Origin of the sequence: Bacillus pacificus, assembly GCF_020861345.1 — a bacterium.
Taxonomy (GTDB): domain Bacteria; phylum Bacillota; class Bacilli; order Bacillales; family Bacillaceae_G; genus Bacillus_A; species Bacillus_A pacificus.
In genome coordinates this window covers 712,623-737,254 of the sequence record NZ_CP086328.1, presented here as the reverse complement: position 1 = coordinate 737,254, position 24,632 = coordinate 712,623, and the positions used below count along the sequence as shown (strand labels likewise).

34 protein-coding genes and 1 pseudogene are annotated in these 24,632 nt (G+C 35.3%); 13 read left to right on the top strand and 22 right to left on the bottom strand.

Features of this window, described 5'->3' with window-relative positions:
* Positions 1-36 precede the first annotated feature (36 nt).
* Complete coding sequence (locus LMD38_RS03900; RefSeq protein WP_001998397.1) at positions 37-450, top strand: YtrH family sporulation protein; 414 nt, start codon at positions 37-39, stop codon at positions 448-450.
* Positions 447-950, top strand: coding sequence for a sporulation membrane protein YtrI (gene ytrI, locus LMD38_RS03895; RefSeq protein ID WP_001265736.1), 504 nt, complete (start codon positions 447-449; stop codon positions 948-950). The genes LMD38_RS03900 and ytrI overlap by 4 nt, the downstream gene beginning before the upstream one ends.
* Positions 951-1,152: 202 nt before the next feature.
* Here ytrI and LMD38_RS03890 read toward each other — a convergent pair whose 3' ends face one another.
* Positions 1,153-2,085 (bottom strand): DHH family phosphoesterase, encoded by a 933-nt coding sequence (locus LMD38_RS03890; protein WP_000545149.1) that lies wholly within the window; start codon positions 2,083-2,085, stop codon positions 1,153-1,155.
* Positions 2,086-2,325: 240 nt separating this feature from the next.
* On the opposite strand from LMD38_RS03890, the gene LMD38_RS03885 reads away from it, so the two are divergent.
* The gene (locus tag LMD38_RS03885; protein ID WP_001144773.1) at positions 2,326-2,631 is read left to right on the top strand and encodes a YtpI family protein; all 306 of its coding nucleotides are present in this window, start codon (positions 2,326-2,328) and stop codon (positions 2,629-2,631) included.
* A 7-nt stretch (positions 2,632-2,638) separates the two neighbouring features.
* Here the strand turns inward: LMD38_RS03885 and LMD38_RS03880 are convergent, their stop codons facing one another.
* The 4 genes from LMD38_RS03880 to LMD38_RS03865 form a co-directional block, all read right to left on the bottom strand.
* The gene (locus LMD38_RS03880) at positions 2,639-2,902 is read right to left on the bottom strand and encodes a DUF3949 domain-containing protein (RefSeq protein ID WP_000099741.1); all 264 of its coding nucleotides are present in this window, start codon (positions 2,900-2,902) and stop codon (positions 2,639-2,641) included.
* A gap of 89 nt (positions 2,903-2,991) precedes the next feature.
* Positions 2,992-3,933 carry a phosphotransferase enzyme family protein gene (locus tag LMD38_RS03875; protein WP_016718650.1) on the bottom strand — a complete coding sequence of 314 codons (942 nt, stop codon included), beginning with the start codon at positions 3,931-3,933 and terminating at the stop codon, positions 2,992-2,994.
* Positions 3,934-4,036: 103 nt separating this feature from the next.
* Positions 4,037-4,360: a hypothetical protein gene (locus tag LMD38_RS03870; RefSeq protein ID WP_016718651.1), complete on the bottom strand. Its 324-nt coding sequence runs from the start codon at positions 4,358-4,360 to the stop codon at positions 4,037-4,039.
* A 166-nt stretch (positions 4,361-4,526) separates the two neighbouring features.
* Complete coding sequence (locus LMD38_RS03865) at positions 4,527-5,840, bottom strand: CBS domain-containing protein (RefSeq protein ID WP_000201583.1); 1,314 nt, start codon at positions 5,838-5,840, stop codon at positions 4,527-4,529.
* Positions 5,841-6,084: 244 nt separating this feature from the next.
* Here LMD38_RS03865 and LMD38_RS03860 point away from each other — a divergent pair, with 244 nt between their 5' ends.
* Positions 6,085-6,246 (top strand): hypothetical protein, encoded by a 162-nt coding sequence (locus tag LMD38_RS03860; RefSeq protein ID WP_000976302.1) that lies wholly within the window; start codon positions 6,085-6,087, stop codon positions 6,244-6,246.
* A gap of 40 nt (positions 6,247-6,286) precedes the next feature.
* Here the strand turns inward: LMD38_RS03860 and LMD38_RS03855 are convergent, their stop codons facing one another.
* Entirely contained in the window at positions 6,287-6,970 is a 684-nt protein-coding gene (locus tag LMD38_RS03855) for a metal-dependent hydrolase (RefSeq protein ID WP_062821908.1), read from the bottom strand.
* A gap of 149 nt (positions 6,971-7,119) precedes the next feature.
* Between LMD38_RS03855 and pepQ the strand changes: the two genes are divergently transcribed.
* Entirely contained in the window at positions 7,120-8,217 is a 1,098-nt protein-coding gene (gene pepQ / locus LMD38_RS03850) for a Xaa-Pro dipeptidase (RefSeq protein WP_062821907.1), read from the top strand.
* A gap of 29 nt (positions 8,218-8,246) precedes the next feature.
* Here the strand turns inward: pepQ and LMD38_RS03845 are convergent, their stop codons facing one another.
* Entirely contained in the window at positions 8,247-8,621 is a 375-nt protein-coding gene (locus LMD38_RS03845) for a hypothetical protein (protein WP_062821906.1), read from the bottom strand.
* Between the two features lie 94 nt (positions 8,622-8,715).
* On the opposite strand from LMD38_RS03845, the gene LMD38_RS03840 reads away from it, so the two are divergent.
* On the top strand, positions 8,716-9,543 hold the full coding sequence (locus LMD38_RS03840) for a DUF2785 domain-containing protein (RefSeq protein ID WP_228920182.1): 828 nt from the start codon (positions 8,716-8,718) through the stop codon (positions 9,541-9,543).
* 14 nt (positions 9,544-9,557) lie between these two features.
* Here LMD38_RS03840 and LMD38_RS03835 read toward each other — a convergent pair whose 3' ends face one another.
* The 7 genes and pseudogenes from LMD38_RS03835 to LMD38_RS03805 all read right to left on the bottom strand — a co-directional run bounded on the left by LMD38_RS03835 (position 9,558) and on the right by LMD38_RS03805 (position 12,622).
* Positions 9,558-9,764: a hypothetical protein gene (locus LMD38_RS03835; RefSeq protein WP_001248905.1), complete on the bottom strand. Its 207-nt coding sequence runs from the start codon at positions 9,762-9,764 to the stop codon at positions 9,558-9,560.
* Positions 9,765-9,827: 63 nt separating this feature from the next.
* A pseudogene (locus LMD38_RS03830) lies at positions 9,828-10,019 on the bottom strand (anti sigma factor C-terminal domain-containing protein); the annotation flags it as partial.
* 136 nt (positions 10,020-10,155) lie between these two features.
* Positions 10,156-10,611 (bottom strand): GNAT family N-acetyltransferase, encoded by a 456-nt coding sequence (locus LMD38_RS03825; RefSeq protein ID WP_001222303.1) that lies wholly within the window; start codon positions 10,609-10,611, stop codon positions 10,156-10,158.
* A 72-nt stretch (positions 10,612-10,683) separates the two neighbouring features.
* Positions 10,684-11,028, bottom strand: a complete 345-nt coding sequence (locus LMD38_RS03820; protein WP_016718654.1) for a DUF6176 family protein — start codon at positions 11,026-11,028, stop codon at positions 10,684-10,686.
* Between the two features lie 2 nt (positions 11,029-11,030).
* Complete coding sequence (locus tag LMD38_RS03815; RefSeq protein ID WP_061183838.1) at positions 11,031-11,819, bottom strand: GNAT family N-acetyltransferase; 789 nt, start codon at positions 11,817-11,819, stop codon at positions 11,031-11,033.
* Positions 11,816-12,148, bottom strand: coding sequence for a cupin domain-containing protein (locus LMD38_RS03810; RefSeq protein ID WP_000450952.1), 333 nt, complete (start codon positions 12,146-12,148; stop codon positions 11,816-11,818). The genes LMD38_RS03815 and LMD38_RS03810 overlap by 4 nt, the downstream gene beginning before the upstream one ends.
* 45 nt (positions 12,149-12,193) lie before the next feature.
* The gene (locus tag LMD38_RS03805; protein WP_061183837.1) at positions 12,194-12,622 is read right to left on the bottom strand and encodes a hypothetical protein; all 429 of its coding nucleotides are present in this window, start codon (positions 12,620-12,622) and stop codon (positions 12,194-12,196) included.
* A gap of 130 nt (positions 12,623-12,752) precedes the next feature.
* On the opposite strand from LMD38_RS03805, the gene LMD38_RS03800 reads away from it, so the two are divergent.
* Both LMD38_RS03800 and LMD38_RS03795 read left to right on the top strand, forming a co-directional pair.
* Positions 12,753-13,016 carry a helix-turn-helix transcriptional regulator gene (locus LMD38_RS03800; RefSeq protein WP_002003636.1) on the top strand — a complete coding sequence of 88 codons (264 nt, stop codon included), beginning with the start codon at positions 12,753-12,755 and terminating at the stop codon, positions 13,014-13,016.
* Positions 13,013-13,438, top strand: a complete 426-nt coding sequence (locus LMD38_RS03795; RefSeq protein ID WP_061183836.1) for a hypothetical protein — start codon at positions 13,013-13,015, stop codon at positions 13,436-13,438. Before LMD38_RS03800 ends, LMD38_RS03795 begins: the two co-directional genes overlap by 4 nt.
* Before the next feature lie 51 nt (positions 13,439-13,489).
* Here LMD38_RS03795 and ald read toward each other — a convergent pair whose 3' ends face one another.
* Entirely contained in the window at positions 13,490-14,623 is a 1,134-nt protein-coding gene (gene ald / locus LMD38_RS03790; RefSeq protein WP_016718657.1) for an alanine dehydrogenase, read from the bottom strand.
* Positions 14,624-14,836: 213 nt separating this feature from the next.
* Complete coding sequence (locus LMD38_RS03785) at positions 14,837-15,628, bottom strand: SDR family oxidoreductase (RefSeq protein WP_016718658.1); 792 nt, start codon at positions 15,626-15,628, stop codon at positions 14,837-14,839.
* A 147-nt stretch (positions 15,629-15,775) separates the two neighbouring features.
* Here LMD38_RS03785 and LMD38_RS03780 point away from each other — a divergent pair, with 147 nt between their 5' ends.
* The gene (locus tag LMD38_RS03780) at positions 15,776-16,234 is read left to right on the top strand and encodes a universal stress protein (protein WP_001066673.1); all 459 of its coding nucleotides are present in this window, start codon (positions 15,776-15,778) and stop codon (positions 16,232-16,234) included.
* A 56-nt stretch (positions 16,235-16,290) separates the two neighbouring features.
* Here the strand turns inward: LMD38_RS03780 and LMD38_RS03775 are convergent, their stop codons facing one another.
* Both LMD38_RS03775 and LMD38_RS03770 read right to left on the bottom strand, forming a co-directional pair.
* Positions 16,291-16,962: a hypothetical protein gene (locus tag LMD38_RS03775; RefSeq protein ID WP_062821904.1), complete on the bottom strand. Its 672-nt coding sequence runs from the start codon at positions 16,960-16,962 to the stop codon at positions 16,291-16,293.
* 81 nt (positions 16,963-17,043) lie between these two features.
* Positions 17,044-17,739, bottom strand: a complete 696-nt coding sequence (locus LMD38_RS03770) for a hypothetical protein (protein ID WP_062821903.1) — start codon at positions 17,737-17,739, stop codon at positions 17,044-17,046.
* A gap of 95 nt (positions 17,740-17,834) precedes the next feature.
* Here LMD38_RS03770 and LMD38_RS03765 point away from each other — a divergent pair, with 95 nt between their 5' ends.
* Positions 17,835-18,014, top strand: a complete 180-nt coding sequence (locus LMD38_RS03765; RefSeq protein ID WP_000342760.1) for a hypothetical protein — start codon at positions 17,835-17,837, stop codon at positions 18,012-18,014.
* Positions 18,015-18,087: 73 nt separating this feature from the next.
* Here LMD38_RS03765 and argH read toward each other — a convergent pair whose 3' ends face one another.
* The gene (gene argH / locus LMD38_RS03760; RefSeq protein WP_016718661.1) at positions 18,088-19,476 is read right to left on the bottom strand and encodes an argininosuccinate lyase; all 1,389 of its coding nucleotides are present in this window, start codon (positions 19,474-19,476) and stop codon (positions 18,088-18,090) included.
* Positions 19,473-20,678, bottom strand: coding sequence for an argininosuccinate synthase (locus LMD38_RS03755; protein ID WP_000412314.1), 1,206 nt, complete (start codon positions 20,676-20,678; stop codon positions 19,473-19,475). The genes argH and LMD38_RS03755 overlap by 4 nt, the downstream gene beginning before the upstream one ends.
* A gap of 166 nt (positions 20,679-20,844) precedes the next feature.
* Between LMD38_RS03755 and LMD38_RS03750 the strand changes: the two genes are divergently transcribed.
* A complete protein-coding gene (locus LMD38_RS03750; protein WP_061183834.1) occupies positions 20,845-21,162 on the top strand; it encodes a hypothetical protein in 318 nt (105 codons plus the stop codon).
* Between the two features lie 28 nt (positions 21,163-21,190).
* Here the strand turns inward: LMD38_RS03750 and LMD38_RS03745 are convergent, their stop codons facing one another.
* Positions 21,191-21,385: a hypothetical protein gene (locus LMD38_RS03745; RefSeq protein WP_000910290.1), complete on the bottom strand. Its 195-nt coding sequence runs from the start codon at positions 21,383-21,385 to the stop codon at positions 21,191-21,193.
* 854 nt (positions 21,386-22,239) lie between these two features.
* On the opposite strand from LMD38_RS03745, the gene LMD38_RS03740 reads away from it, so the two are divergent.
* Complete coding sequence (locus LMD38_RS03740; RefSeq protein ID WP_001244531.1) at positions 22,240-22,902, top strand: YitT family protein; 663 nt, start codon at positions 22,240-22,242, stop codon at positions 22,900-22,902.
* Positions 22,903-22,933: 31 nt separating this feature from the next.
* On the opposite strand, the gene LMD38_RS03735 is transcribed toward LMD38_RS03740, so the two are convergent.
* Positions 22,934-23,767, bottom strand: a complete 834-nt coding sequence (locus LMD38_RS03735) for an EcsC family protein (protein ID WP_001256870.1) — start codon at positions 23,765-23,767, stop codon at positions 22,934-22,936.
* Positions 23,768-23,903: 136 nt separating this feature from the next.
* Between LMD38_RS03735 and LMD38_RS03730 the strand changes: the two genes are divergently transcribed.
* Positions 23,904-24,539 (top strand): DUF1796 family putative cysteine peptidase, encoded by a 636-nt coding sequence (locus LMD38_RS03730; RefSeq protein WP_061183833.1) that lies wholly within the window; start codon positions 23,904-23,906, stop codon positions 24,537-24,539.
* Positions 24,540-24,632: the final 93 nt, after the last annotated feature.

Below are 24,632 nucleotides of genomic sequence, written 5' to 3'. Positions count from 1 at the left end.
ACCCTCTCTTTACCTATTTGACTACTTTTATTATAGGTGAAGAGGAAAGAGGAAATCAAAACATACTTCTTATACTTTGTCCATATATATGAAGAAGAAAGGGGAATGACGATGGATGTAAGAGAACACACTTTTTTCTCTCTGCTTATTATTAGTTATTTTATTGCCTTTGGGGTTATACTTGGTGGTTCATTAATTGGTGGATTTGGTGCATTTCTTATCGGAAAACCAACTCTCACTTACATTAATCAATTCGCCCAAAATTTAAGGATTTGGGCACTCGTTGCAGCGATTGGCGGAACATTTGATACTTTTTATAGTTTTGAAAGAAGTTTCTTTGGCGGGGATATGAAAGATATCGTAAAACAAATTCTCCTTATTTTTTTCGCAACAGGTGGTATGCAAACTGGTCTTATTATTATTAAATGGCTAACGCAGGAGCATGTATGAGAGTACCAAGTGCCAATACAGCGAAAAGATGGTATTTAGTTTTAGCTGGCGCTGCTGTTGGAGGCGTGTTGAGCTGGTTTATTTTTTTGTACATATACGGTGTTTTTCAAGAAGAACAAGCTAGTAAAATAGCAGAACAAAGAGAAATTATAGAAAAACAAGAAGCAAAGCTCCACGTCCTTCTCGAAGATCAAGAAAAATTGAATACTGAAAATAAACGGCTCTTAACCATTCAAGAGATTAAAATAAAACTTATAAATCGAGAAAAATACGATTTAGACAATCTTACACTCGAAAATATGACTACATCTATCCATAATGACCTCCAGCATCTTTTAACGAAAAACATACAAAGTATCGCAAAAAATAAAGACCTACTCAAAAAAGTAATCGAAAACAAGACGTACAAACATTACGATCGGCTATACCGTTTTAAAGTCGATACAATATCTTTTGATACCGTGCTTGAAATTAGCATTACGATAGAGAAAGAAAAATAAAGTGAAACTTTAATCAGTGGGGGTTTTCTTCATCCCCCACTGATTATTAGTTGAACCAATCGGGCTTTTATGGGCAGTTGATCCTCACCTAACTTCTTTGCTTTCGCTGAAATTTGAGGTGGGGGTCTTACTGCCCATTAAAGCGGGATAAAGAAGGAGGGCTTTAGCGCCACTCCTTCTTTTCGTTCTAACATATAATTTCTTATTTACAAATCTCACGTAAATCAGCAAATAGACGATCCGCTTCTTCCCAAGAAGATGCTTTTGCACCAGAAGCCATCGGATGTCCTCCACCGTTATATTGCATTGCTAATTTATTTATAACTGGTCCTTTTGAACGAAGGCGAACACGAATCACATCGTCTTCCTCTAAAAATAGAACCCATGCCTTTAATCCATCAATATTACCAAGTGCTCCAACAACGCCAGATGCCTCAGAAGGAAGTACATCAAACTTTTCTAATACTTCTTTCGTTAATTTAATGTAAGCTGCTCCTTCTTCTACCATCGTAAAGTTTTGTAAAATATAACCGTTTAAACGAGCGATTTTTTCTTTTGTTTTATACATTTCATTGTATAAATCTGTGAATTTCACATCCATATCAACAAGCTCACTTACGTAACGAAGTGTTTTCGCTGTTGTATTCGGGAATAAGAAACGACCTGTATCCCCAACAATACCTGCTAAAATAAGACGAGCTGCTTCTTTCGTTATTTGTAATCCTTTATCTTTTCCATAATTATAAAACTCATAAATCATTTCGCTTGTAGAACTCGCTGTCGTATCTACCCACGTAATGTCTCCGTATGGATCTTCATTTGGATGATGATCAATTTTGATTAACATCTTCCCTTTTGTATAGCGTTGATCGTCAACACGTTCTTGATTTGCTGTATCACAAACGATAACAAGCGCATTTTCGTATACACTATCTTCAATATCATCCATTACTCGTAAATATGCTAATGACGGTTCATTGTACCCAACCGTATAAATATTTTTCTCTGGAAACGATTCTTGTAGAATTGTACTAAGACCGCCTTGTGAACCTAACGCATCTGGATCCGGACGCACATGGCGATGAATAATAATTGTATCAAACTCTTTAATTGCTCCTAAAATTTGCTCATGCATATGTATAATCTCCTTTTTATTCAACTTCTTCACTTCAACGTGCAGTAAAAGCCCAATAAATGTAGGCTAATCATTAGCGCGCGGAAACATCCCCACACTAATGAAAGTCTCACTTTATTCTCCATTATAACGGAAAGTATTTCATACATGCGAACAATTGCTTTATAATAAAAGTTAGAAAGTTTAGATATTTCTTTTTTCTCCACTATTATTTTTCATAAAACGATGGGAGTGTGCATGATGCCAGTATTAGTCTTCTGTATTATCGTCTCATTTATGTTGTATCTCTTCTACAAAACAAAATACTTTCGTACAAACCGCCCAATGGAGAAAGGTTGGCTCTCAGGAAAATCCGCAATGGCACTCGGTTCATTCGTCTTATTCTTCGGGATAAACCAATTCTTTTTAGAACTTTCAACCGCTCGTATTATCGTTGGTGTTTTATTTGTTCTATTTGGTAGTGCAAGTGTATTTAATGGATTTCGCCAATATAAACATTTCTTACCATTAGCAGTTGAAGAAGCCGAAGTCTATGAAACAACGTAAAAAAGCATCAACATTGTGATGCTTTTTTACGTCCTCTAACTTTTAAAATCATATATGCAACAAACGCAGAAGGGATATTGAATGGGTTGCCTTGCACATGAAGGTGTAATTGTTCTTCCCCAAAAGACATTTTTTCATATAGCTCTCGCTGAGATAATCCTGTTTTTTTCTTTTTTTCATGTAAACCTTGTAAGTATAAATATTGAATTGGTATCATCACAACGAAGTAAAATAGTGCGATACTACCAAAAAAGAGTACTGTTGATGACATAATGTATACCACCTTCCAGAAATCCATTTTCTTACAATATAATTATACCATAGTCTAAAATTTAAATGAATTAATATTCTGTTTTTTTATCAGACAATTGTCTCACCGCATAATTCCTCTTCCGCATACTGAATATATCGGCGAATGAAATGATCAGGATTCTTTTTAATAGGTTCAATATCAAGTCTTAATGGTATTTTCCCTGCCATATAAAAGATTCTTGAAGCAGCTCCAAGTCGAATGGCTGATTCTGAAATATTTTCCCCATATCCCATCATGAAGTTTCCCCATGCCTCTTCTAACTGTCCCGAAGCAATTAAATGCAATCTAGGAACACCAATATCAAACTCTTTATACCCAAATCCACATTCATCAAAATCGAGTAAATACCAATCCTCTTTGTCTACAAGAATATTTCCAAAATGCATATCTCCGTGAACAAATTGTTTTTCTCCCAATTGAATTGAGTTTGTAAGTTCTTGTATTCTTTCTGCAATTCTCAAGCATTTATTTTTATCCTCATAAGATAAAAAAGAAGCATGTAATAAACATTGTAAAGGCTCATGAATCATCTTTTTCTCGCTATATATAGGTCTTTCATACCCCCTCCAAGTTTGCGGCACACTTTTAAGCACTCCATTTGTTTTTTCATGAAACTTTCGCATGAATGATCCAAGTTTTTCATAATCTTTATCCTTTGGTTCTATAATTTCATTTCCATTTATAAACCTAAAGACAACAAAATACTGGATACTTCCCTCATCTTTCATAACAGGTGTGACCCAGTCACCATCTTTATTTACAACTACTTCTGGTACTAACATTTGTTTTTGTATTGCTATTAACCAATGTATTTCAGCTTCTATTTGCTCGGCTGTATAACGACCTTCTCTATACTGCCTCACTACAAATTTATTTTTGTCCGATTCAAATATATATGTTTGATTTTCTCCCCCATGCAACAATGAAACTTTCGTAAAACTATTTAAATTATATTGCTTACATAACCATTTTTTAGTGTGAAAATCCATTCCTATCCCCCTAGTTCGTATAGTGAAGCATAGTAATAATTAATAGCTTAAACTTTCTTATCGAGTAATCACCAATTTTCTATCCGTACCGATACATATCCTGCTATTTTTTTACTTCTCTACCCGAGCCCTTACGTAGCTTAAATAATAAATTCAAAACAAAATAAAACAAAATAAAGTTAAAGAAAAAGCCTAAGGGATGAAACGAAATTTCCCATCCGCCATAATAAACAAATGTTTCAGCTGGTACACCAAAGTATAGAAAATCGCCCTTATTTTCTCCAGCTGTAGAGATAAAGGAACAAACAATAGCGAAAATCAAACTTACTACATACAATTTCTTTTTCTTTATATCCATTCTTCTATGTGTTAACACATGAAAAGTTATTGCAAATACTACCCCTAAAAAGAGAATTATTACTCCCATTCGACACCCCCACAATTATTGTTCAAGCACCTTCAAGTGATTGCATGCCCATACTTATAAATATGAAACAGAACTTGGTAGATTCAGTTGCTAACTAAATTTAAAAACTCCCTATTGTAGCGTTCTAAAAAAAATGGAACAAACCAAAGCGGCTTGCTCCATCTTTTTATTTATCAATTAACTGCACCATAAGTAACGCTTTTCCAACAACATTACCTTCATGATGTACTTCTACATCAACCTTACCAAATTTACGTCCAATTTCTAATACTTTCGGATGAACGGATACAACATTGTCAATTTGAACTGGTTTTACGAAATAAATTGTTAAGTTCTCAACAATTAAATCACTCTTCTTTTGCGCACGAATAACGCGATTCGTTGCTTCCGTCACAATCGTTGCGAATACACCGTAAGATAGCGTTCCGATTGAATTCGTCATTTGCGGTGTCACTGAAAATTGATATAAGTGTTCATTTTTCGCTTCTTTCGGCGTCATAAATTGATTCGTTACAATATCATCGATTGTTTCGCCGACTTGCGGTTGACGCTGAATCATTTGCAACGCCTGAAGTACATCTTGACGGCTAATAATACCTTGCAACTTATTTCCTTCATCAACAACAGGAAGTAACTCAATACCTTCCCATACCATCATACGCGCCGCAGCTGCGACAGACATTTTTCCATTTACCGTAATTGGATGCTTTGTCATTACTTTATCAATTGGTGTTTCTTTTGCAACACCAATCATATCCTTAGAAGTTACAATACCTAATACCTTTTTATTTTCATCAACAATTGGATATCTTCCATGCATCGTCTCTTCGTTATACGCATGCCATTGCTGCACTGTATCATCTGGCTTTAAATATAACGTTTCTTCAATTGGCGTTAAAATATCTTCAACGAGTACAATTTCTTTCTTAATAAGCTGATCATAAATCGCACGATTAATTAACGTTGCAACTGTAAATGTATCGTAACTACTTGAAATAATCGGCAGTTTTAATTCATCTGCTAATTTCTTCACATGATCTTCCGTATCAAATCCGCCCGTAATTAACACCGCAGCTCCGGTTTCTAACGCTAATTGATGTGCGTTCGTACGATTACCGACAATAAGTAAGTTTCCAGCTTCTGTATAGCGCATCATCGCTTCTAATTTCATTGCTCCGATTACAAATTTATTTAACGTTTTATGTAGTCCTTCTCTGCCTCCAAGTACTTGACCATCGACAATGTTAACGACTTCTGCATATGTCAGCTTTTCAATATTTTCTTTCTTCTTTTGTTCAATTCGAATTGTTCCGACACGTTCAATCGTACTAACATACCCTTTATTTTCTGCATCTTTAATTGCACGATAAGCTGTACCTTCACTTACACTCAAATCTTTTGCAATTTGCCTTACAGAAATTTTATGCCCTACTGGCAGGCTATTAATATGTTCTAAAATTTGGTTATGCTTGGTAGCCAAATGGTTTCACCATACTTTCTTTTCCCTAAATTCTTCATGTGTTGTATTTTCAGTATACTATATTTTCAAAACTGTTACACTCTCTCTTTGTATATCTGTACTATTTTTTTTATAACAAAATACACCTTACATTACACCACCGCTACCATTACAACAATGTAATGGTATTGTCATCTCGTTCGATAGTTTGTCCAGCCGCTTCCATATACAATGAAGACAAGAAATAAAACAAAGGAGCGGATACATGATGAAAAAATTATTAGAAGTTGTAGGTGCTGTATTTTTAGCTTTCGTAGACGGGAAAAAAGTTGCAATGGAATTGAATGAAACACCTGAACAGCCACTTCCAAAAAGAAAAGAATCATCAAAACAAGTACAACCTTTACAAGCTGTTCTACACACGTAAAAAACCCTTCACTTGTCTTTTCAAATGAAGGGTTTCTTTTCTATAGTGTAATACTTTCTCCAGCTTCTAATACTTTCCCTGTACAATTTTGTAGCTTTTCTACAAATTGATATGGATCTTGTTCAATTACTGGGAACGTATTGTAATGCATCGGTACAACAGTTTTCGCCTGAACCCATTTTGCTGCTAAAACAGCATCTTCTGGTCCCATTGTGAAATTATCACCAATTGGTAAAAATGCTACATCAATGTTATTTAATTCCCCAATTAATTTCATATCAGAGAATAGAGCGGTATCCCCTGCATGGTACAAAGTCTTCTCTTCTGCTGTAAATAAAATACCCGCTGGCATACCTGTATATGTAATCGTCTTATTTTCTTCATCAATATAACTAGAGCCGTGGAATGCTTGTGTAAACTTCACTTTTCCGAAGTCAAATTCATGTGAACCACCAATATGCATCGGATGTGTTTTTACACCTTGCCAACTTAAAAATGTCGCTAGTTCAAATGGCGCCACTACAACTGCATTATTTTTCTTCGCAAGCTCTACTGTATCTCCAACATGATCACCATGACCGTGGGATAAAAGAATCGCATCTACTTTTACATCTTCAGCCTTTAAATCTGTTTTCGGATTTCCCGTTAAAAATGGATCAATTACAATCACTTTTCCATTCGTTTCAATCTTTACAACTGAATGCCCATGATAAGATACTTTCATTCTTACATTCCTCCCCTATTCACATTCTCACTTTTTATTCTACATGATTTTTCAATTCCCTGTCTTTTCTAACATCTATTTACTTGTCATAACGCTTTCTTCCGAGTTAAAGTTATATTTGTAATTAAATATCTCGGGGGTGCCAATCGATGAATGCTAGATTAGAAAATTTAATGCAATGGCTAAAAGAAAAAAACGTAGAAGCTGCGTTCTTAACTTCTACACCAAACGTCTTCTACATGACAAACTTCCACTGTGAACCACACGAAAGACTTCTTGGTATGTTTGTATTCCAAGAAAAAGAACCTATTTTAATTTGCCCTAAAATGGAAGAAGGCCAAGCACGTAACGCTGGCTGGGCACATGAAATTATCGGATTTACTGATACTGACAGACCATGGGATATGATTGCAAAAGCAATTCAAGACCGCGGCATCAATGCAAACGCAGTTGCAATTGAAAAAGAACATTTAAACGTAGAGCGCTACGAAGAATTAACAAAACTATTCCCAAATGCAGCTTTCAAATCAGCTGAGGAAAAAGTTCGTGAACTTCGTTTAATTAAAGATGAAAAAGAACTTTCTATTTTACGCGAAGCAGCTAAAATGGCAGACTATGCTGTTGAAGTTGGTGTAAATGCAATTAAAGAAGATCGTAGCGAACTAGAAGTATTAGCAATTATTGAACACGAATTAAAAACAAAAGGCATACATAAAATGTCATTTGATACGATGGTATTAGCTGGTGCAAACTCTGCTCTTCCACACGGTATTCCAGGTGCAAACAAAATGAAACGCGGCGATTTCGTACTATTTGATTTAGGCGTAATCATTGATGGCTATTGCTCTGACATTACACGTACAGTGGCATTTGGCGACATTTCTGAAGAGCAAACTCGTATTTATAACACTGTACTTGCTGGACAACTACAAGCAGTTGAAGCATGTAAACCAGGTGTTACACTTGGCGCAATCGACAACGCTGCTCGTTCTGTTATCGCAGATGCAGGTTACGGCGACTTCTTCCCGCACCGCCTTGGTCACGGACTTGGAATTAGCGTGCACGAATACCCAGATGTAAAAGCTGGTAACGAATCTCCATTAAGAGAAGGTATGGTCTTCACAATCGAGCCAGGTATTTACGTACCAAACGTAGGTGGCGTTCGTATTGAAGATGATATTTACATCACAAAAGACGGATCAGAAATTTTAACGAAATTCCCGAAAGAATTACAATTTGTAAAATAACAAAAAGGCAGCTTGAGTGCTGCCTTTTTCTATTTCCGCTTTAAAACCATCTTCTCCTCATACTTATCATCCCATTTAATCACAATCTCTATCGGTTCATCTTTAGATAGAGGCGCGCAACTTACACAAGAAGACTTCATTTCAATCCTTGCTCCTTTATGAACTTCTGACGTTTGTGTCATTGTACGAAACGCTTCACTAATAGAAATCTCCAAATTTTTGAATTCTGTATTCCCATCCCCGCCCTTATACTGAAACGTAAACATTCCATCTTCACTGTCATCCTTAATATATCCTTTATATTGCCCCGTCCAACTTTTGCTCTCGCTTGAAAAAGTAACATACCAAATCGAACAACTCCCTAAAAAGAAAATACTAATGAAAAAGAATAATGCTCTCTTCATCATGCCCCTCCATTCAAAAGCGTTTATTTATTGTCTATTTCTTCCTCTTATTATACTATTAAAATACAGAATTTTCTAAAAAAGGAGGGGTTATATGTTACAACAACAGTTAGAAGAACTTCGTAATAATAATTACATCATAGATAACACACTTCATATTGATTCTTTAAGTTCCAGCATGCTTGAGCATATCGGTGTTACTGATAGCTATTTAAGAGACAAACTTATTTACTCTACTTTTTATCATCTCATCAAGAAGGACTACCTTTCACACACACAATTACAGAAACTATTATTAGAAAGCATCGGTGAAAAATTTTTATTGTATAAGATTTATTCAAATGACGAAGATGCTGTATTTACCCGTTCATTTACAACATTATTAATCGCGCTCATTATTGATGCCGATACAAATCATAATTTCTTATCACAGAATGATATTTTAAATGTAAAAGATCAATTAATTCTATATATGAACAATGAACATGATTTCCGGGGATATGTGCAAGACCACGGCTGGGCACATAGTATCGCTCATGCTTCCGATACATTTGAAGCGCTTGTTCGTAGTCCTAAATTGGAAACTTTATATTACGAGGAAATATTACAAACTTTATTAAACAAAGTTTGTGTCCATTCCATCTATTACAAATATGAAGAAGATGAACGTATTGTTTATCCAATTGTCACAATGCTGCAAAATGGCTTAAAAGAAGAAGTACTCCTATTAGCCCTTCATGAATTAATAGCTCAATTACCCGCAAAAAAACAAACATTACATATTGAATCGTACGAGTTTCTATATGGGAACATAAAATCTTTCTTACGCAGCTTATTTTTCAGACTGCGCAAGCTTTCTATATGTGAAGAAACTGAACGTGAAGTTGAAAAATTGCTACAAGAGCTTCCAAAATATTATTAAAAAAAGAAGGCCACTTAGAAAGTGCCTTCTTCTATTTCACTAATATTTAATTGGAATTTCACGATCCAAACTGAGAAAAGGTGGACAAGAAGCGCAAACGCCATACATGCTCCGCTTAAAAAAGTTAGTATAGGATGCGAATACACGTGCCCTAATCCATAAGATATTGCCACGAAAAACATTGTTATGTAAATATAAATTGCTCCATGTATTTGCCTCATATTAACCCCCTTTTCACATAGTATACCATAAATTTTCTGATTATTCACATTAATAGACTGTAATTAATATTTCTCAACTGTTACACCTCTAACAGCAGCCTTAATATATGGTGCTCCTTGTAAACTTTGTAAATCCTCTGTTTTTCCTGTTACGACTACACCGTATATTGGTAGGTCTTTTGGTTTTGTGTTTTTTATTTCTTTATAGTTTGTCCTAAAAGATTCGTGATATCCCCTTTTATTTTCACTTAAAGATATCTAAATACAGATTTCTAAATGTTTATTATAATAAAAAGCACATCTATTTTGATGTGCTCTACGCATATACTTTAGTAACATATGAATCATTTTTTGAAACAAAAACTCCCACTCATCTCTCCTCACACTATAGTTATGACTTAGTCGCCATAATAATTGAACGAGGATAAAACCCCAGCTTTTCATAAAACGATACAGCTTCATTTCCGTACACTACTGTTAATTCAATTTCATCTATCTTCTTCGCTTTAAACCATTCCACTGCACTATTCATTAATTTCAAACCAAATCCGTTTCTTCGGTATTTTTCATCAACGAATAAAACTTCAATCTTCCCACTTGCTCTTTTACTATACGCTATACAAAATCCTAATATATCATCTGTTTCCGACTCAACTAATAATTCAATTCTATATTCTCCGTACTTTGAATTTTGTTTATAATTTTCAATACGTTCCTCAAATGTCATTCTTGGATAATCACCAGAAAAATATTTTGATTTATTGTTATGATATTCATGCAATTTATTTAAAGGTTCTCTTACTATTTCTATTTCATCGAGAGTGATATATTTATTATTAATTCTCATCCTACAGCATCTCCAATAATATATATTCCAACCAAAAAGATGACCATGTTACGGTTACAAAATACCAATCTATTATTTCATCGCATCCTTCACAACTTCTTGAATCATAACAACTTCTGTTTTCATATCAACAGCGGGTGCTTCTTCATCAATACATTCATACCAAAATTCCAAATGCTTTTTATCAATTTCATGATGAGAATTTTCGACAAGAGCCCCGCCTTCTCCTTGCACAGAATACCAATATAAGTACTCTTCTCCATCTCTTATTTCCCGGAAAATTGTCTCAACGTACATCTTTTCGTCGTTTAATGTCAAAAGTACTTCTTTCATATTGTCATTAAGAAGCTGCATCCATTCATCTACACGATGACTTTTACCAGGCTTTACTTTAAATCTCGTTAATTCCACATTCATTTTTATTCCCCCGTTTTCTTCCGTACAAATAATCTATATTCTATTGGATTATGAAAACTTAATTTGCTAGCTAATTTTCGCGAAGAAATATTGTCTACATAACAATCCCAGCACGGTGTAATATCATTTTGCATGCAATGTTCAATGAACCGTGTTGCAACAGCTTGGGCTAATCCTTTCCCTTGATATGCTTTATGCGTCACAATATCAATTTCAGCGAATCCATTCCCACTAAATATTGAAACACATTCCGCTACAATCATTCCCTCTTGTTCTATACAAAATCCAAAACCACCGTTTAAAAATGTTTCTTTTGATCCCCAATATTCTTTGTAATACTCCTCTGTAAATTCACTGCTTCGTTCTATATCTCTTCTATCAATACGCTTCACTTCATATGTATTTTTGTTACAATCTCGTTTTCTCCCTTCAAAGGTTACACTTTGAAATTTCATTCGCGGAATGTCCCGAAGTACATGACTAAAACGCTCGTCAATCATCATTTCCCACTCGTCACTCGAAGTGAACAATGTAAATCTCTTCTCTGTTTTTTCAATAGCCTTTTTTATAAACGAAAATAAATCTTCGTTATAATTTTGATCATCCGTATGACCAAATACATAATAAATGCCATTCGCTGTACGAATTAGTCCTGCTGTTAACTTCTCGTTTACAAAAACCTCACCATCTATTACTTGATCACATACCGCATAAGCAAACGTCGTCGTTTTTGTATGACTTTCTAAAATCGGAAGGATTTTTCTATACTCGGCTACAGATAATTTTTTCATAATTGCTCCACTTTAATCGTATCCGCCTCTATATTTTCAAAACAAAGATTTACCGTTCTCTTTAATGCTCTCGTTCTATGAATCGTGCATGCTGGAATTAAGATAGAATCATTCGGCTTTAAAACCGCTGTTTCTCCATCTTCAAAATCGATAAGTAATTCTCCCTCTAGTACAATAAATAATTCATCCGAATTAGAATGATAGTGCCAATCGTATTCACCAGTAAATACAGCAATTCGTAGGCAATGACTATTTACATTTGAAACGACGAAGTTTTTATGTTGATCTTGAATGTCTTTTGTTAATTCTAATAAATTCACAGTCTCCATATTTCGTCCCACCCTTTCATTAATCGTTCTTCTGAAAAAACTAATTTAATCTCCACCGCCTCCGCAATCTCCTCCGCCATCACTTGAGCTACTACAATCACTGCTACTGTAGTCACCGAATCCACTTGATGAACTTGAGGCGTATGAAGATTTTTTGCTCATTTTTCTTTGCTTATCTTTCTTACTTTCATGACTAGGCCATACTTTATTAAATAATATAAAGAATAAGATTCCTTCTACCATAACAAGTGTAACGCCAAAAATACCTTCAATAAAATTAGGGGTGATCCCCAAACTTTTAACCATTCCGCATAAAAACACACAAAAAATTACGTACAAGAACATACAAATATACCGAAATGTTTTCTCTATCATAATGACTATTTTTTTAGAAAGAGGTATGTTCTGTTCCTGTTTTTTCTTTATATACTCTTGTCTCTTTGCTTGCTTTTTCCTCCTCTTTTTACTTCCCACCCAATCCCCTCTTTTGACTTTCATTTTTCATTTAATTCCGAATTATCACAAAAATAACATTATAACAAGCTATATTTCACGTAAAGTTTTATTTACTTTTTGTAAAGTTTTATTTACTTATTACCTAAAAATGGATATAATAAATGTAACAAATTTACAAAAAGGAGACTTTGTATATTTGATTAAAAATAAGGTAAAACAATTCCGCGTCGTTAGAGACATCACCCAAGAACAATTAGCTTCCTCTGTTCAAATCACTAGACAATCCCTCATCGCTATCGAAAAAAACAAATACAACCCAAGTTTAGAATTAGCATTGAAATTATGTGAGTTTTTCAACTGTAAAGTAGAAGATTTATTTCAATTAGATAAAACTGGGGAGGAAAAAGAATGAAAAATACTTTTAATCAAAAGTTCATTTCGCATCTTACCATTTTGCTGTTAGGTTCAGCTCTTCTTTATTTCAATAGTAATGACGAAGAAAAGATTAGTTCTGTCCTTTTATTCGCTGGCGTATACATACTCTTCTCCTTGATACTATTCGTAGTGAAACGAATATTCTTTAAGAAAAAAAAGAACGATGCAGAGAAATATCCCTTACCCGAAATGGATGAAAGAATCGAGAAGATGAGTTTAAAACTTATGGCACAAATTTTCGGTCTCTCTCATTTAGTCGGATCTGCGATACTATTTATTTTATATATCACTGACAAAAACTCGATGATACGAGTTGAGTATGCCTTATATTACTTGTTCGGCATTCTTTTCTTTACAATGATGTTTGGATTGAAAATTGTAAAGAAACTAGACAATTAATCTAAACAAAAAGCCCCTCCTTGCGTAAGGAGGGGCTTACATGTATTTCTATTATGATAAAGCAGGAGCTTTTTCAAGTAGCTCTTTCGCATCAGCGTATTGTAAGCCGTGAGCTTCTGCAACTGCTTCGAATGTTACATATCCATCTAATGTGTTAATACCTTTTAATAATGCAGTGTTGCCTAGGCAAGCTTCTTTGTAGCCTTTGTTCGCAATTTGTACTGCATATGGTACTGTTACGTTTGTTAATGCAAGAGTTGATGTACGTGGAACCGCACCTGGCATATTAGCAACTGCATAATGAACAACGCCATGTTTTTCGTAAGTCGGGTTGTCATGAGTTGTAATACGGTCAGTTGTTTCAAAAATACCACCTTGGTCAATCGCGATATCTACAACGACAGAACCTGGCTCCATTGATTGAATCATTTCTTCTGTTACAAGTTTTGGCGCTTTTGCACCTGGGATTAATACTGCACCAATAACAAGGTCAGATTCTTTTACAGCTTCTGCGATGTTGTATGGATTAGACATTAACGTTTTTACTTGGTTACCGAAAATGTCATCTAATTGACGAAGACGTTCTGCACTTAAGTCGATGATTGTTACATCTGCACCTAAACCTACTGCAATCTTCGCTGCGTTTGTACCAGCTTGACCACCGCCGATAATTGTTACTTTGCCGCGTTTTACCCCTGGAACGCCTGCCAGTAAAATACCTTTACCACCTTTGTTTTTTTCAAGGAATTGTGCACCAATTTGTGCAGACATACGACCAGCTACTTCACTCATAGGTGCAAGTAATGGCAGTGAACGATTGTCTAATTGTACTGTTTCGTATGCAATTGATACAACTTTGTTATCAATTAATGCTTTCGTTAATTCTGGTTCTGGAGCTAAGTGTAAGTATGTGAATAAAATTAAACCTTCACGGAAATAGCCGTATTCACTTGCAACTGGCTCTTTTACCTTCATAACCATATCTTGATTCCATGCTTCTTCAGCAGTTTCAACAAGTTTTGCACCAGCTTGTACGTATTCTTCATCCGTAAAGCCAGATCCTAAACCTGCTCCTTTTTGAACAAAAACTTCATGACCATTTTGTACTAAATGTACTGCTCCCGCTGGCGTCATTGCCACGCGATTTTCATTGTTTTTAATTTCTGTTGGAATACCGATACGCATGATTAGTTCCCCCTTGAGTTATGAAATGACCCCTGAATCATTTTTTAAAGCGCTTTCTACGCTCTTATATTTTAACATAATATCTCAATATTTGACAAAAAATAATACAAGTTTTCCGATAGATTTAATCTTACATGAAAGGACAGTATTATCCGCACCTCTTTGCATACAGGATAAACTGTCCAATTATTCGAAACTTCACTTTATTTTGCTCTATCGATGTCTATGAATAACATCTACTGCACCCGTTACTTCAATAATTGTGCCAGTAATCATATCGGAATCGTCTTCACATAAAAACGAAATCGTTCTTGCGATATCTTCGCCTGTTCCAGATCTACCAATTGGTGTGTTACGTTCTTTCAACTGACGTGCTTCTTGAATTGTCGCTTCTTTCATATCACCAATAATATCACCAGGACATACCATATTTGCAGTAATTCCATATTCTGCTTCTTCGTAAGCAACTGTTTTCGTTAATGAAACAAGTCCTACTTTCGCTGCGGCAAAAGCTGAACGATAAATCCATCCCGGTGCGCTATCTGCCCCTTGGAATCCGTAATTAATAATACGGCCAAAGTTCTGTTTTCTCATAACTGGAACGACAAGTTTCAACAAATGAAATACCGCTGTTAAATTACCCTGAATCATTTCATTCCATTCATCTTCTTCATAATCGACTAACTTTTTTCGTTCAAATACATATGGACCAGCATTATTAATTAAGAAATCAATTTTGCCAAAACGGCTTATCGCTTCTTCTACTATTTTATGTAAATCTTCCTTTTTCGTGACATCCGCTTGCACGAATTGTAGACGCTCTTCCATATTTTTATATGTTTCTTTCATCTTTTCCATAGCCGTGATATCGCTATGATATGTTACTGTTACTGAATAGCCTTTAGCCAATAATTTTTCTGTTACTTGCTTTCCTAAACCTTTCGTACCGGCTGTAATGAGCGCGTGTCTCACAAAACGGCCCCCTTTTAAATTGCTATAGTTCATATGTAACAAGTTCTCGCACCAATTACAACTAAAATGAATCAAAACAGAGTTTTCGAAATTCTGTAACGTTTCCGACAAGCACATTACCAAAATTTGTTTTATAATAAAGTTGTAAACGGTAATAAAAATGATTGGGAGGAATTTACTATGAATAATACATATACAAATATTTTAATCGCGGTGGATGGTTCTAAAGAAGCAGAAAAAGCCTTTAAAAAAGCAATTCAAGTCGCAAAACGCAACAATGCAACATTAACTATTGCTCATATCGTTGATGTAAAAGCATACTCAGCAGTAGAAGCTTATAGCCGTGCAATTGCTGAACGTGCAAATCTATTTGCAGAAGACTTATTAGAAGACTACAAAAAAACTGCGCTTGAAGCTGGCCTTGAAAAAATTGAAACTGTATTAGAATTTGGTAATCCTAAATCAAAAATTTCAAAAGAAATTGCTCCAAATCATAAAGTAGATTTAATTATGTGTGGTGCAACTGGTTTAAATGCTGTTGAGCGTTTCCTAATTGGTAGCGTCTCTGAACATATTATTCGCTATGCGAAATGCGATGTCCTTGTTGTTCGTGGTGATGAGGAGCAAGGTGAGCTTTAATTTATAAAAATAAATAGGGTAGATAAGAGGCTTCCTCTTATCTACCCTATTTTCATTTACACTTTAAGAATTCTGTAATCTGGATTATGCTGTTCCCAGCCTCCTTGTGTATTTACACTCGTATCGCCATCACCATCTACCCATATTGTTCTCCCGTCAGGTAAAACTCTTTCATGTGGTGTTACATGATGAGTATTCGGGTTTTCCTCCGTCGCATATTCTACATCAGTTGCTTCTGGAGCTGATGCTTGTGCTACACTATCGCCTTCTACTCCGTCGGCGATTCCATCCACACCATCAATTATATCAATAACTCCAACTGAGAAGACGCCTACAGCTGCAACCTTCGCTAATTCTTTTCCTGCTTCTATCGCTTTATCAGTATCTCCCTCCCGTATCGCTTGCACCGTTTCAACTCCCTTTTCTGAAACATGTACAATACCTTTCCCAATTGTCGTTGCCGTATCTTGAACCGTTCCCAGTATTTCTTTGTATCCTCGCTTCGCTTGCTGTTTATCATCTGTAATGAGACCGCCTATAGCATCATACGTCCCATCAGCAAGATTCCCAACGATTTCTCCAGTTTTAACCGTAGCTTTATTAACCCCTTTTCCAACATCCTTTATGAAATTACTGTTCGTAACTTCGCCTACTACTTCTATCGCACCGCCCACTACTTCAGCTGCAGCTTTAGACACTGCTCCAGTTACTGATTTTATTAAACCCATACCGCATCCCCTTTTTAAATAAATCATTATATAATATTATTACAATTATAATTATATAGCTGTAGTCTATATAACTACAACTTATTTCACATACTTCACTATAAATACAAGACAAACTAGCACAATAATAGCTATTGCCAACACATAAGGCGGAAGAAACTTCAAAGACCACAATGCCATCATAATCGTAGCTACTGTTAAATAAGATTGCCTTGCATCTTCTGTCATTTTTTTACGAAGGCAGAATACATACAAATAACCAATTGGCGGCGTAATAAAGCAAAGAACATATATGATTTTAGATTTCAAATACCATTTTTGTTCCCCTAGTTTCTTTATATCTTCTTCTATTCTCTTATGCTCTTGTTCTCTCGCTTCTTCTACAAGCGGATCTTCCTCTTCTCCTCGCTTTTCTTTCATATAAGGAAGAAAGTGCATGAAAAAATAGTATGCAAATACGAACGCTCCAAATTCAATATTTAATCTTTCTAATGGGATATTCTCACTAAAAAAAGCAGCAACAATCGCTAAAGAAAAACAATACGTCGTCATCCAAAATGAACGTTTTCTCTTTTTTCGTTCTATCTCTTTTTTATCATGTACATGTTTTCTTTTCGAAAGCCATATCGAAATACAGCAATCTACTACAAATAGAATACAGATAAATATCCCAACGTGTACTGTCTCTACATCCTCAAATGAAAAGATATTTGGGAATGCACTGTGTAATACAATTAATGTGTACAAAATTAAACCTATAAAATAAATACGTCTCATTTTCCATCCCTTTCTTATTTCCTAACATTACATTAACATACATTTTTTAGAAATAGACGGACAAAATATATATGTTTAAAAAAAGAGGATGTTATATGGATGATTCTGAACGTATTATTTTAGATGTGAATGGGAAAGAAATTGAAATGTTAGATACGATTCGTACTCATTTTAAAGAGAAACATGGTGTGGAACTAAGTAACGGTGCATTGCTTAGAGATTTGATGGATATTGAGTATATTCGAATTACGGAAGATCGGCATAAGTATGATTAATTTTAGGCTATAAAAATTACAAAAGAAGGTACACTTCCCTCTACTAAGGTTAGCGTACCTTCTTTCTTATCAATCAACTTCCCACAAACTCTCCAACTAACCCCTTCGCCTTCTCCAAAGCCTTTTCAATTTGTTCAAACCCAGTCCCGCCAGCACTGTTACGGCGCTTTACAGCCGCATACGGTGACAGCACTTCATACAAATCTTCTTCAAATAACGAGCTCATTTCTTTATACGTTGCAAGTGGTACATCTACTAAATAAATTCCTTTTTGTGTGCAGTGCAGCACTAGCTTTCCAACAATTTCATGAGCTTGACGGAACGGTAGTCCTTTGTTTGCTAAGTAGTCGGCAATTTCTGTTGCGTTAGAGAAATCTTGCGTTACAGCTTGCCCCATTTTTTCTTTGTTTACAGTCATTGTCTCTAGCATGCCTGCCATAATATGAAGGCATCCTTCTACTGTTTTTACTGTATCAAACATTCCTTCTTTATCTTCTTGCAAGTCTTTATTGTAAGCGAGCGGTAATCCTTTCATTACTGTAAGTAAACTAAATAAATTACCGTATACTCTGCCTGTTTTACCACGGATTAGTTCCGCCATATCTGGATTTTTCTTTTGCGGCATAATGCTGCTTCCCGTTGCGTATTGATCGCTCATTTCAATAAATTGAAACTCTTGGCTACTCCATAAAATAAGTTCTTCGCAAAAGCGTGATAAGTGCATCATAAGCATAGAGGAGTTACTTAGGAACTCCAGTATGAAATCACGATCGCTTACTGCGTCTAAACTATTTTCATACATTCCATTAAATCCAAGAAGCTCCGCACTATATTCTCGGTCAATTGGGAATGTCGTTCCTGCTAACGCTCCTGCTCCTAATGGGGAAATGTTAATACGCTTTAATGAATCTTCATAACGATTCACATCACGCTCTAACATCCAAAAATAAGCGAGAATATGATGCGCAAATGAAATTGGCTGGGCACGCTGCAAGTGCGTATAACCAGGCATAATTGTTTCAATATTATTTTCTGCTTGATGAACAAGAACAGTTTGCAATTGTTTTGTAGCTTTTATAATATGTTCTACTTTTTCTTTTAAATATAAATGCATATCTGTCGCTACTTGATCGTTACGACTTCGGCCAGTATGAAGTTTCCCGCCTACTTCACCGATTTTTTCAATTAACATCTTTTCGATATTTAAATGAATGTCTTCCGCTTCAACGGAAAAATGCAATTTATTTTGTTTCGCTTCTTCTAATAAATATTGAAGACCTATCTTTATTTTCTCTGCTTCTTCTTTCGTAACGATGCCTTGCTTTGCTAGCATCGTTACGTGTGCAATACTTCCGTTTATATCTTGATTTACTAATTGTTGATCGAAGGAGATGGATGCTCCGAACTCTTCAACCCACGCTTCCGCTTCTTCTGTAAAACGTCCGCCCCAAAGTTTGCTCACGCTTCCACCTTCTTTTGATTCACTTGGCTGTATACTTTCGTCGGTAAACCGAATAATGAAATGAATCCAACTGCTGCATCATGATTAAATTCATCCTGAGCAGTATACGTTGCTAATTTTTCATCGTATAAAGAGTACTCAGATTTACGTCCTTCTACAATCGCATGGCCTTTAAATAATTTCACACGCACCATGCCTGTTACATTCTTTTGCGTTTCTTGTAAGAAAGCATTCAGCGCTTGTTTTAAAGGCGAGAACCATAAACCGTTATAAATAAGTTCTGTTATTTTCTGCTCAATCATCGGTTTAAAGTGAGCTACTTCTTTTACGAGTGTTAAATCTTCCAGTTCCTTGTGCGCCGTAATTAATGTCATCGCTGCTGGGCATTCGTATACTTCACGCGATTTAATACCAACAAGGCGATTTTCTACGTGATCGATACGTCCAACGCCATGTTTTCCAGCAAGTGCATTTAACGTTTTAATAAGTTCTGAAAGTGGGTATGCAGTACCATTTAAAGTCGTCGGTACGCCTGCTTCAAAGCCGATTTCTACAAACTCTGGTTTATTCGGTGTATCTTCTAATGCTAATGTCATCTCATATGCATCTTCTGGCGGCGCTGCCCATGGATCTTCTAAAATGCCACATTCATTGCTACGTCCCCATAAATTTTGATCGATTGAAAACGGGCTATCTAAATTAATCGGAATTGGTACATCGTTTTCTTTTGCATAGGCAATTTCTTCTTCACGTGACCATTTCCATTCACGTACAGGCGCAATCACTTCTAAGTAAGGATTTAACGCTTGAATAGAAACTTCAAAACGAACTTGATCATTCCCTTTCCCTGTACATCCGTGTGCCACTGCAGTCGCACCTTCTTGTTCTGCAATTTCCACTAATTTCTTCGCGATAAGTGGGCGTGATAACGCTGAAACGAGAGGGTATTTCCCTTCGTATAACGTGTGCGCTTGCATCGCCATCAATGCATATTCATTTGCAAATTCTTCTTGAACATCAATCATATATGATTTAATTGCACCTACTGAAAGTGCCTTTTCTTTTACAAATGCTAAGTCTTTACCTTCCCCTAAGTCTAAACAAAGCGCGATAATATCATAATTCTTCTCTTGTAACCATTTAATTGCAACGGAAGTATCAAGACCTCCGGAATATGCTAATACAACTTTTTTCTTCTCCATTTTGCATCCCCCTAAAGAATAAATATTCATTTTACTTTATAATAATTCACACTTTAACACCTTTTACAAAATGTATCAAGAGTCATTTTCAAATTTTTTCAAACAATTTCGTCGAACTTCTTTCTATTTTTTTGTACAATATAAGCAGGAAAACGGGGGTGAACTTATGGAAAAGTATTTCTTATACGATAATCATCTCGGAATTGAAATTCCGCATTTACAAGAAGACTGGGAAGATATCCCCGAAAAAGTGCAACATGCGATTTTATTAAAATGGGAACAAGTTCGCGGAAAGATTCCTGATCGTATAAAAGAACTCGAACATTATATTAATGCAAAACAGCATCATTTAAATAACGAAGAAGACTTCGAAATTTCTTGCAAACTGAATTCAGAAATTGCCGATCTCGCTTCCATCATTAATGACCTTTGGCTTTGGTATCGACTCACTCAAAATGTATCTGAGGGGAAAGCACACCAATAAAAAAAGCATGCCCCTCAATTACTTTGGGTCATGCTTTTTTGTCGTAACACGATTTACAATATATTTCTTGTGCTGTTTTTGCCAAACACGCATCAAATGGACCAACTAATATACTTCTTTCTTTCGGCAACTTTACAAAAGCAACAAGCTCTTCTTCATATTGAATCTTTTTCTGACATGAAACACATGTTAACTCTTTTCTTTTAAACATGTCTTTTAGCATATTTTCACTCTCCTCTTTATCTATCTATATTAATATACTCTCATAATAGTTAAAATTTGTAAAAATATGACACATTATAAAGTAAATGATTCATATACTATGTACAAAAGGAGGCCTTACACTTATGCGCGCTTTCGTTATTATCGCTTTAACTTTTTTAAGTGTGATTAGCTGGGATGCGTTTTTTAAAGATAAAAATGATGATAAAAATACAACTGAATAGAAACTCTTCTTTTCTTACTTATTGGACAAACTAAAAAAACTGTCCAATTCTCCAAAATAACTTAGGCTTTTCTACAAAAATATTTAAACATAACAATTTTTGTAGATTTCCTCCGTTTATTGTCGGTTTCCATCCGCATACATTTTTTGAAAGTATGATATAATAATATAAATCTTGAAGGAAGGGATTTTGATATCATGATCGCTCGAAGGAGCATGTGGCATCGTATTGACGAATCATACACGTAGCGTATTTTCCAGCTCAGATACTTTAGTCTAGCGAAAAAAATACGAGAGTGGGGAAATTATGATTGCCCGAAGGATAATTTGGCAAAAAAAAGACTCTTCTTACACATAGCGTTTTGTTTAGGGCTTAATTGTTACTAGCTAAACAAAACAAAGAAGAGCAGGATTGCTAAATGAAGAATCCTACTCCACGTTTTGTTTAGTCGTTTTAAGACTTAAACTAAAACGAAAGTAGGGAGAATTGATGGACGAGAGGATTATTCGTTATTTCTTCAGCGACATATAGCGTAGTTAGTTTTTTCGTAAACTAACTGAAGCTACATGTGAGCTCGTAGTTAGTTTACAACACAAAAAAGGACTACTAACTACGGAAAGAAGGAATAACGATGAGGAACATCCAAAGTCGACAAATTATTAAAGAAGTTTTTATGGTTTTAATCGGTTCATTTATTTTAGCAGCAGCGCTATATCACATTCACTTCCAAAACCACTTAACAGAAGGTGGCTTTGTAGGTATCGCACTATTCATCCAAAATTTTTATGATATTTCACCATCTATTTCAACTGTAATGATGGATATCCCAATTATTTTACTATGTGCGTCATTGTTAGGTAGAAAAATGGTTGGCTATTCATTTTTAGGTTCAATTTCATTCGGAGTATTTTATTCTCTTATGGAAAATTATTCTCCATTTACGGTCGATTTATCAAACAATTTATTTATAGCTGCAGTAGTTGGCGGTGCGTTAGCTGGTATTGGACTCGGTTTTATATTGCGATTTGGCGGTGCAACCGGTGGAGACGACATTTTAACAATTGTATTAAGTAAAAAAACACGTTTTACAATTGGGCAAATTTTCTTCGTCTTTGACGCGATTGTTCTTGCGCTTTCATTATATTATTTAAATTGGACAGAAATTGCTTTTACTATTCTTTCAATTGCCGTACAGGCAAAAACATTGGATTTAATTTATTATCCAAAAACAGAAAAAGCAGAAGAAAAGCAGCCAGTATCTATTCCAATGTCCAAAAAGCATGCAACAAATTAAAAAAGCGAAAGGCTTCGGCCTCTCGCTTTTTTTATGCCCGTTTTTCCTTCTCGACTATGTGGCGCACTTGATAAAATCTATTTGCAAATTCAGTAACGTTTCTTGTTAAACGATAATTTACTGTAGACCCGATTGCCATTCCAATTACCGGAATACCTTGGAATAATTTACGACGAAGAGCATAAATCGAAAATGTTTTCAAAATTTGTTTTAAAATAATTTCAGTAGAAGCTGGTTGTAACACCGCTTCATCTCCTTCGTAGAAGAAGGAATCTTCTTGTTCTAGCTCTTGCAGTAAATTGTACCATGCGTATTGCTGAAGTCTTCCTGGTAGTAATGACGCATGAAATACTTTTAACGCAAGCATCATTTCATACGGCTTGTTCACATCATGCCCAAATGACGTTGCAATAAGTTGGACAGCCTTCACATTTAACGCAATCATAACCGGAAAATCAGCTGTTAATAATAATAAACCTCCAGCACCCGTTGCTCCGCCTTGTACGAATGAATATAGGCGATGGCGTGCTGTTTGCTGCTCTGCTATGTATGTTAATTGGTCAATAGATAATGCTTTTAAATCCTCTAGTTGCTCAATCGATTCATCAAATAATCTCGATGTTCCTAAAATACGATTACGCGCATCTAACTGTGATTGTGAACTTTGAATCAATGCATGCAAATGAAAGAGCCATCCATCTGCTTTCGTAAAGAAATCTTTTCGTTTTTTCTCAGGTAGTTTCGCAATTGTAGTATGTACCCATTTATCAAACAGTTTTTGAAAATCAGTCGCTTCTTGCTCAACTAATTGCGATTCCCATTCTTTTATATTGTCTAAAATGGCTTGTTCTCGCTTCGATCGCATCGTAACAACCACCTCGTTCGATTTTTTTCTATTGTAACATATTTCTGCTTATTCTTTGCAAATATGCTTGTCTATCTTTATTCACATACCATTTTTAGTGACATAAAATATTAACAAAAAGGATGAGATAAATCACATGAATCTATCCGATATAAAAAAAGAATATCATGCAGTATTCAGTTTAGGACAAAACTGCTGGCCTGCTTGGGCATTATATCAATTCAAATTATCACCATTTTTTGGCGTTATTGATTTTATGCTAAGCCCATCATTAGAAAAAGTGAATATATTATTACAAAATCGATTTGACCGTTTTTTACAGTTAGAAAACTTATCCTTCATCTCATTTTGGGATGATGGTGCGAAATTAAGACTCCGGGACAATCTATATGAAATCGACTCCTGCCACGACTTTAAAACAGATGTAAACACACCAACTTCTTGGCCTTCTTATACAGAAATCAAACTAAATTATAAGCATCGTATTACTCGTTTTCTAAATACAATTGAAACGGCACAATCCATATTGTTTATTCGAACTGGAGGAACATACGAAGAAGCACGTTCCTTAGAACATATTTTATCTCAAATCGTTACACATACATTCTCTGTCCTATTACTCATTCCTGAAGATGTACCAACTGTTACGGAAGAAGATTGGGGATTGCAAAATATTTGCGTTATAAAATGTCCTATTATGGATGTATTTCAGTACAATGAAGCATTTTGGAATGACTTATTTAATGGCATCGTAATTCGACCACATTCTTAAATACACGACACTTTTATTACGCAATACATTATAATCATCCTTATACAAAATAAAGTGAAACTTTAATCAGTGGGGGTTTTGTTCATCCCCCAC

Excerpts from the sequence above, each read along its gene's own strand:
- ytrI (WP_001265736.1), top strand. The coding sequence starts at position 447 with ATGAGAGTACCAAGTGCCAATACAGCGAAAAGATGGTATTTAGTTTTA.
- LMD38_RS03890 (WP_000545149.1), bottom strand. The coding sequence starts at position 2,085 with ATGCATGAGCAAATTTTAGGAGCAATTAAAGAGTTTGATACAATTATT.
- LMD38_RS03885 (WP_001144773.1), top strand. The coding sequence starts at position 2,326 with ATGCCAGTATTAGTCTTCTGTATTATCGTCTCATTTATGTTGTATCTC.
- LMD38_RS03880 (WP_000099741.1), bottom strand. The coding sequence starts at position 2,902 with ATGTCATCAACAGTACTCTTTTTTGGTAGTATCGCACTATTTTACTTC.
- LMD38_RS03875 (WP_016718650.1), bottom strand. The coding sequence starts at position 3,933 with ATGGATTTTCACACTAAAAAATGGTTATGTAAGCAATATAATTTAAAT.
- LMD38_RS03870 (WP_016718651.1), bottom strand. The coding sequence starts at position 4,360 with ATGGGAGTAATAATTCTCTTTTTAGGGGTAGTATTTGCAATAACTTTT.
- LMD38_RS03860 (WP_000976302.1), top strand. The coding sequence starts at position 6,085 with ATGATGAAAAAATTATTAGAAGTTGTAGGTGCTGTATTTTTAGCTTTC.
- LMD38_RS03855 (WP_062821908.1), bottom strand. The coding sequence starts at position 6,970 with ATGAAAGTATCTTATCATGGGCATTCAGTTGTAAAGATTGAAACGAAT.
- pepQ (WP_062821907.1), top strand. The coding sequence starts at position 7,120 with ATGAATGCTAGATTAGAAAATTTAATGCAATGGCTAAAAGAAAAAAAC.
- LMD38_RS03845 (WP_062821906.1), bottom strand. The coding sequence starts at position 8,621 with ATGAAGAGAGCATTATTCTTTTTCATTAGTATTTTCTTTTTAGGGAGT.
- LMD38_RS03840 (WP_228920182.1), top strand. The coding sequence starts at position 8,716 with ATGTTACAACAACAGTTAGAAGAACTTCGTAATAATAATTACATCATA.
- LMD38_RS03835 (WP_001248905.1), bottom strand. The coding sequence starts at position 9,764 with ATGAGGCAAATACATGGAGCAATTTATATTTACATAACAATGTTTTTC.
- LMD38_RS03825 (WP_001222303.1), bottom strand. The coding sequence starts at position 10,611 with ATGAGAATTAATAATAAATATATCACTCTCGATGAAATAGAAATAGTA.
- LMD38_RS03820 (WP_016718654.1), bottom strand. The coding sequence starts at position 11,028 with ATGAATGTGGAATTAACGAGATTTAAAGTAAAGCCTGGTAAAAGTCAT.
- LMD38_RS03815 (WP_061183838.1), bottom strand. The coding sequence starts at position 11,819 with ATGAAAAAATTATCTGTAGCCGAGTATAGAAAAATCCTTCCGATTTTA.
- LMD38_RS03810 (WP_000450952.1), bottom strand. The coding sequence starts at position 12,148 with ATGGAGACTGTGAATTTATTAGAATTAACAAAAGACATTCAAGATCAA.
- LMD38_RS03800 (WP_002003636.1), top strand. The coding sequence starts at position 12,753 with ATGGATATAATAAATGTAACAAATTTACAAAAAGGAGACTTTGTATAT.
- LMD38_RS03795 (WP_061183836.1), top strand. The coding sequence starts at position 13,013 with ATGAAAAATACTTTTAATCAAAAGTTCATTTCGCATCTTACCATTTTG.
- ald (WP_016718657.1), bottom strand. The coding sequence starts at position 14,623 with ATGCGTATCGGTATTCCAACAGAAATTAAAAACAATGAAAATCGCGTG.
- LMD38_RS03785 (WP_016718658.1), bottom strand. The coding sequence starts at position 15,628 with ATGAACTATAGCAATTTAAAAGGGGGCCGTTTTGTGAGACACGCGCTC.
- LMD38_RS03780 (WP_001066673.1), top strand. The coding sequence starts at position 15,776 with ATGAATAATACATATACAAATATTTTAATCGCGGTGGATGGTTCTAAA.
- LMD38_RS03775 (WP_062821904.1), bottom strand. The coding sequence starts at position 16,962 with ATGGGTTTAATAAAATCAGTAACTGGAGCAGTGTCTAAAGCTGCAGCT.
- LMD38_RS03770 (WP_062821903.1), bottom strand. The coding sequence starts at position 17,739 with ATGAGACGTATTTATTTTATAGGTTTAATTTTGTACACATTAATTGTA.
- LMD38_RS03765 (WP_000342760.1), top strand. The coding sequence starts at position 17,835 with ATGGATGATTCTGAACGTATTATTTTAGATGTGAATGGGAAAGAAATT.
- LMD38_RS03755 (WP_000412314.1), bottom strand. The coding sequence starts at position 20,678 with ATGGAGAAGAAAAAAGTTGTATTAGCATATTCCGGAGGTCTTGATACT.
- LMD38_RS03750 (WP_061183834.1), top strand. The coding sequence starts at position 20,845 with ATGGAAAAGTATTTCTTATACGATAATCATCTCGGAATTGAAATTCCG.
- LMD38_RS03745 (WP_000910290.1), bottom strand. The coding sequence starts at position 21,385 with ATGCTAAAAGACATGTTTAAAAGAAAAGAGTTAACATGTGTTTCATGT.
- LMD38_RS03740 (WP_001244531.1), top strand. The coding sequence starts at position 22,240 with ATGAGGAACATCCAAAGTCGACAAATTATTAAAGAAGTTTTTATGGTT.
- LMD38_RS03735 (WP_001256870.1), bottom strand. The coding sequence starts at position 23,767 with ATGCGATCGAAGCGAGAACAAGCCATTTTAGACAATATAAAAGAATGG.
- LMD38_RS03730 (WP_061183833.1), top strand. The coding sequence starts at position 23,904 with ATGAATCTATCCGATATAAAAAAAGAATATCATGCAGTATTCAGTTTA.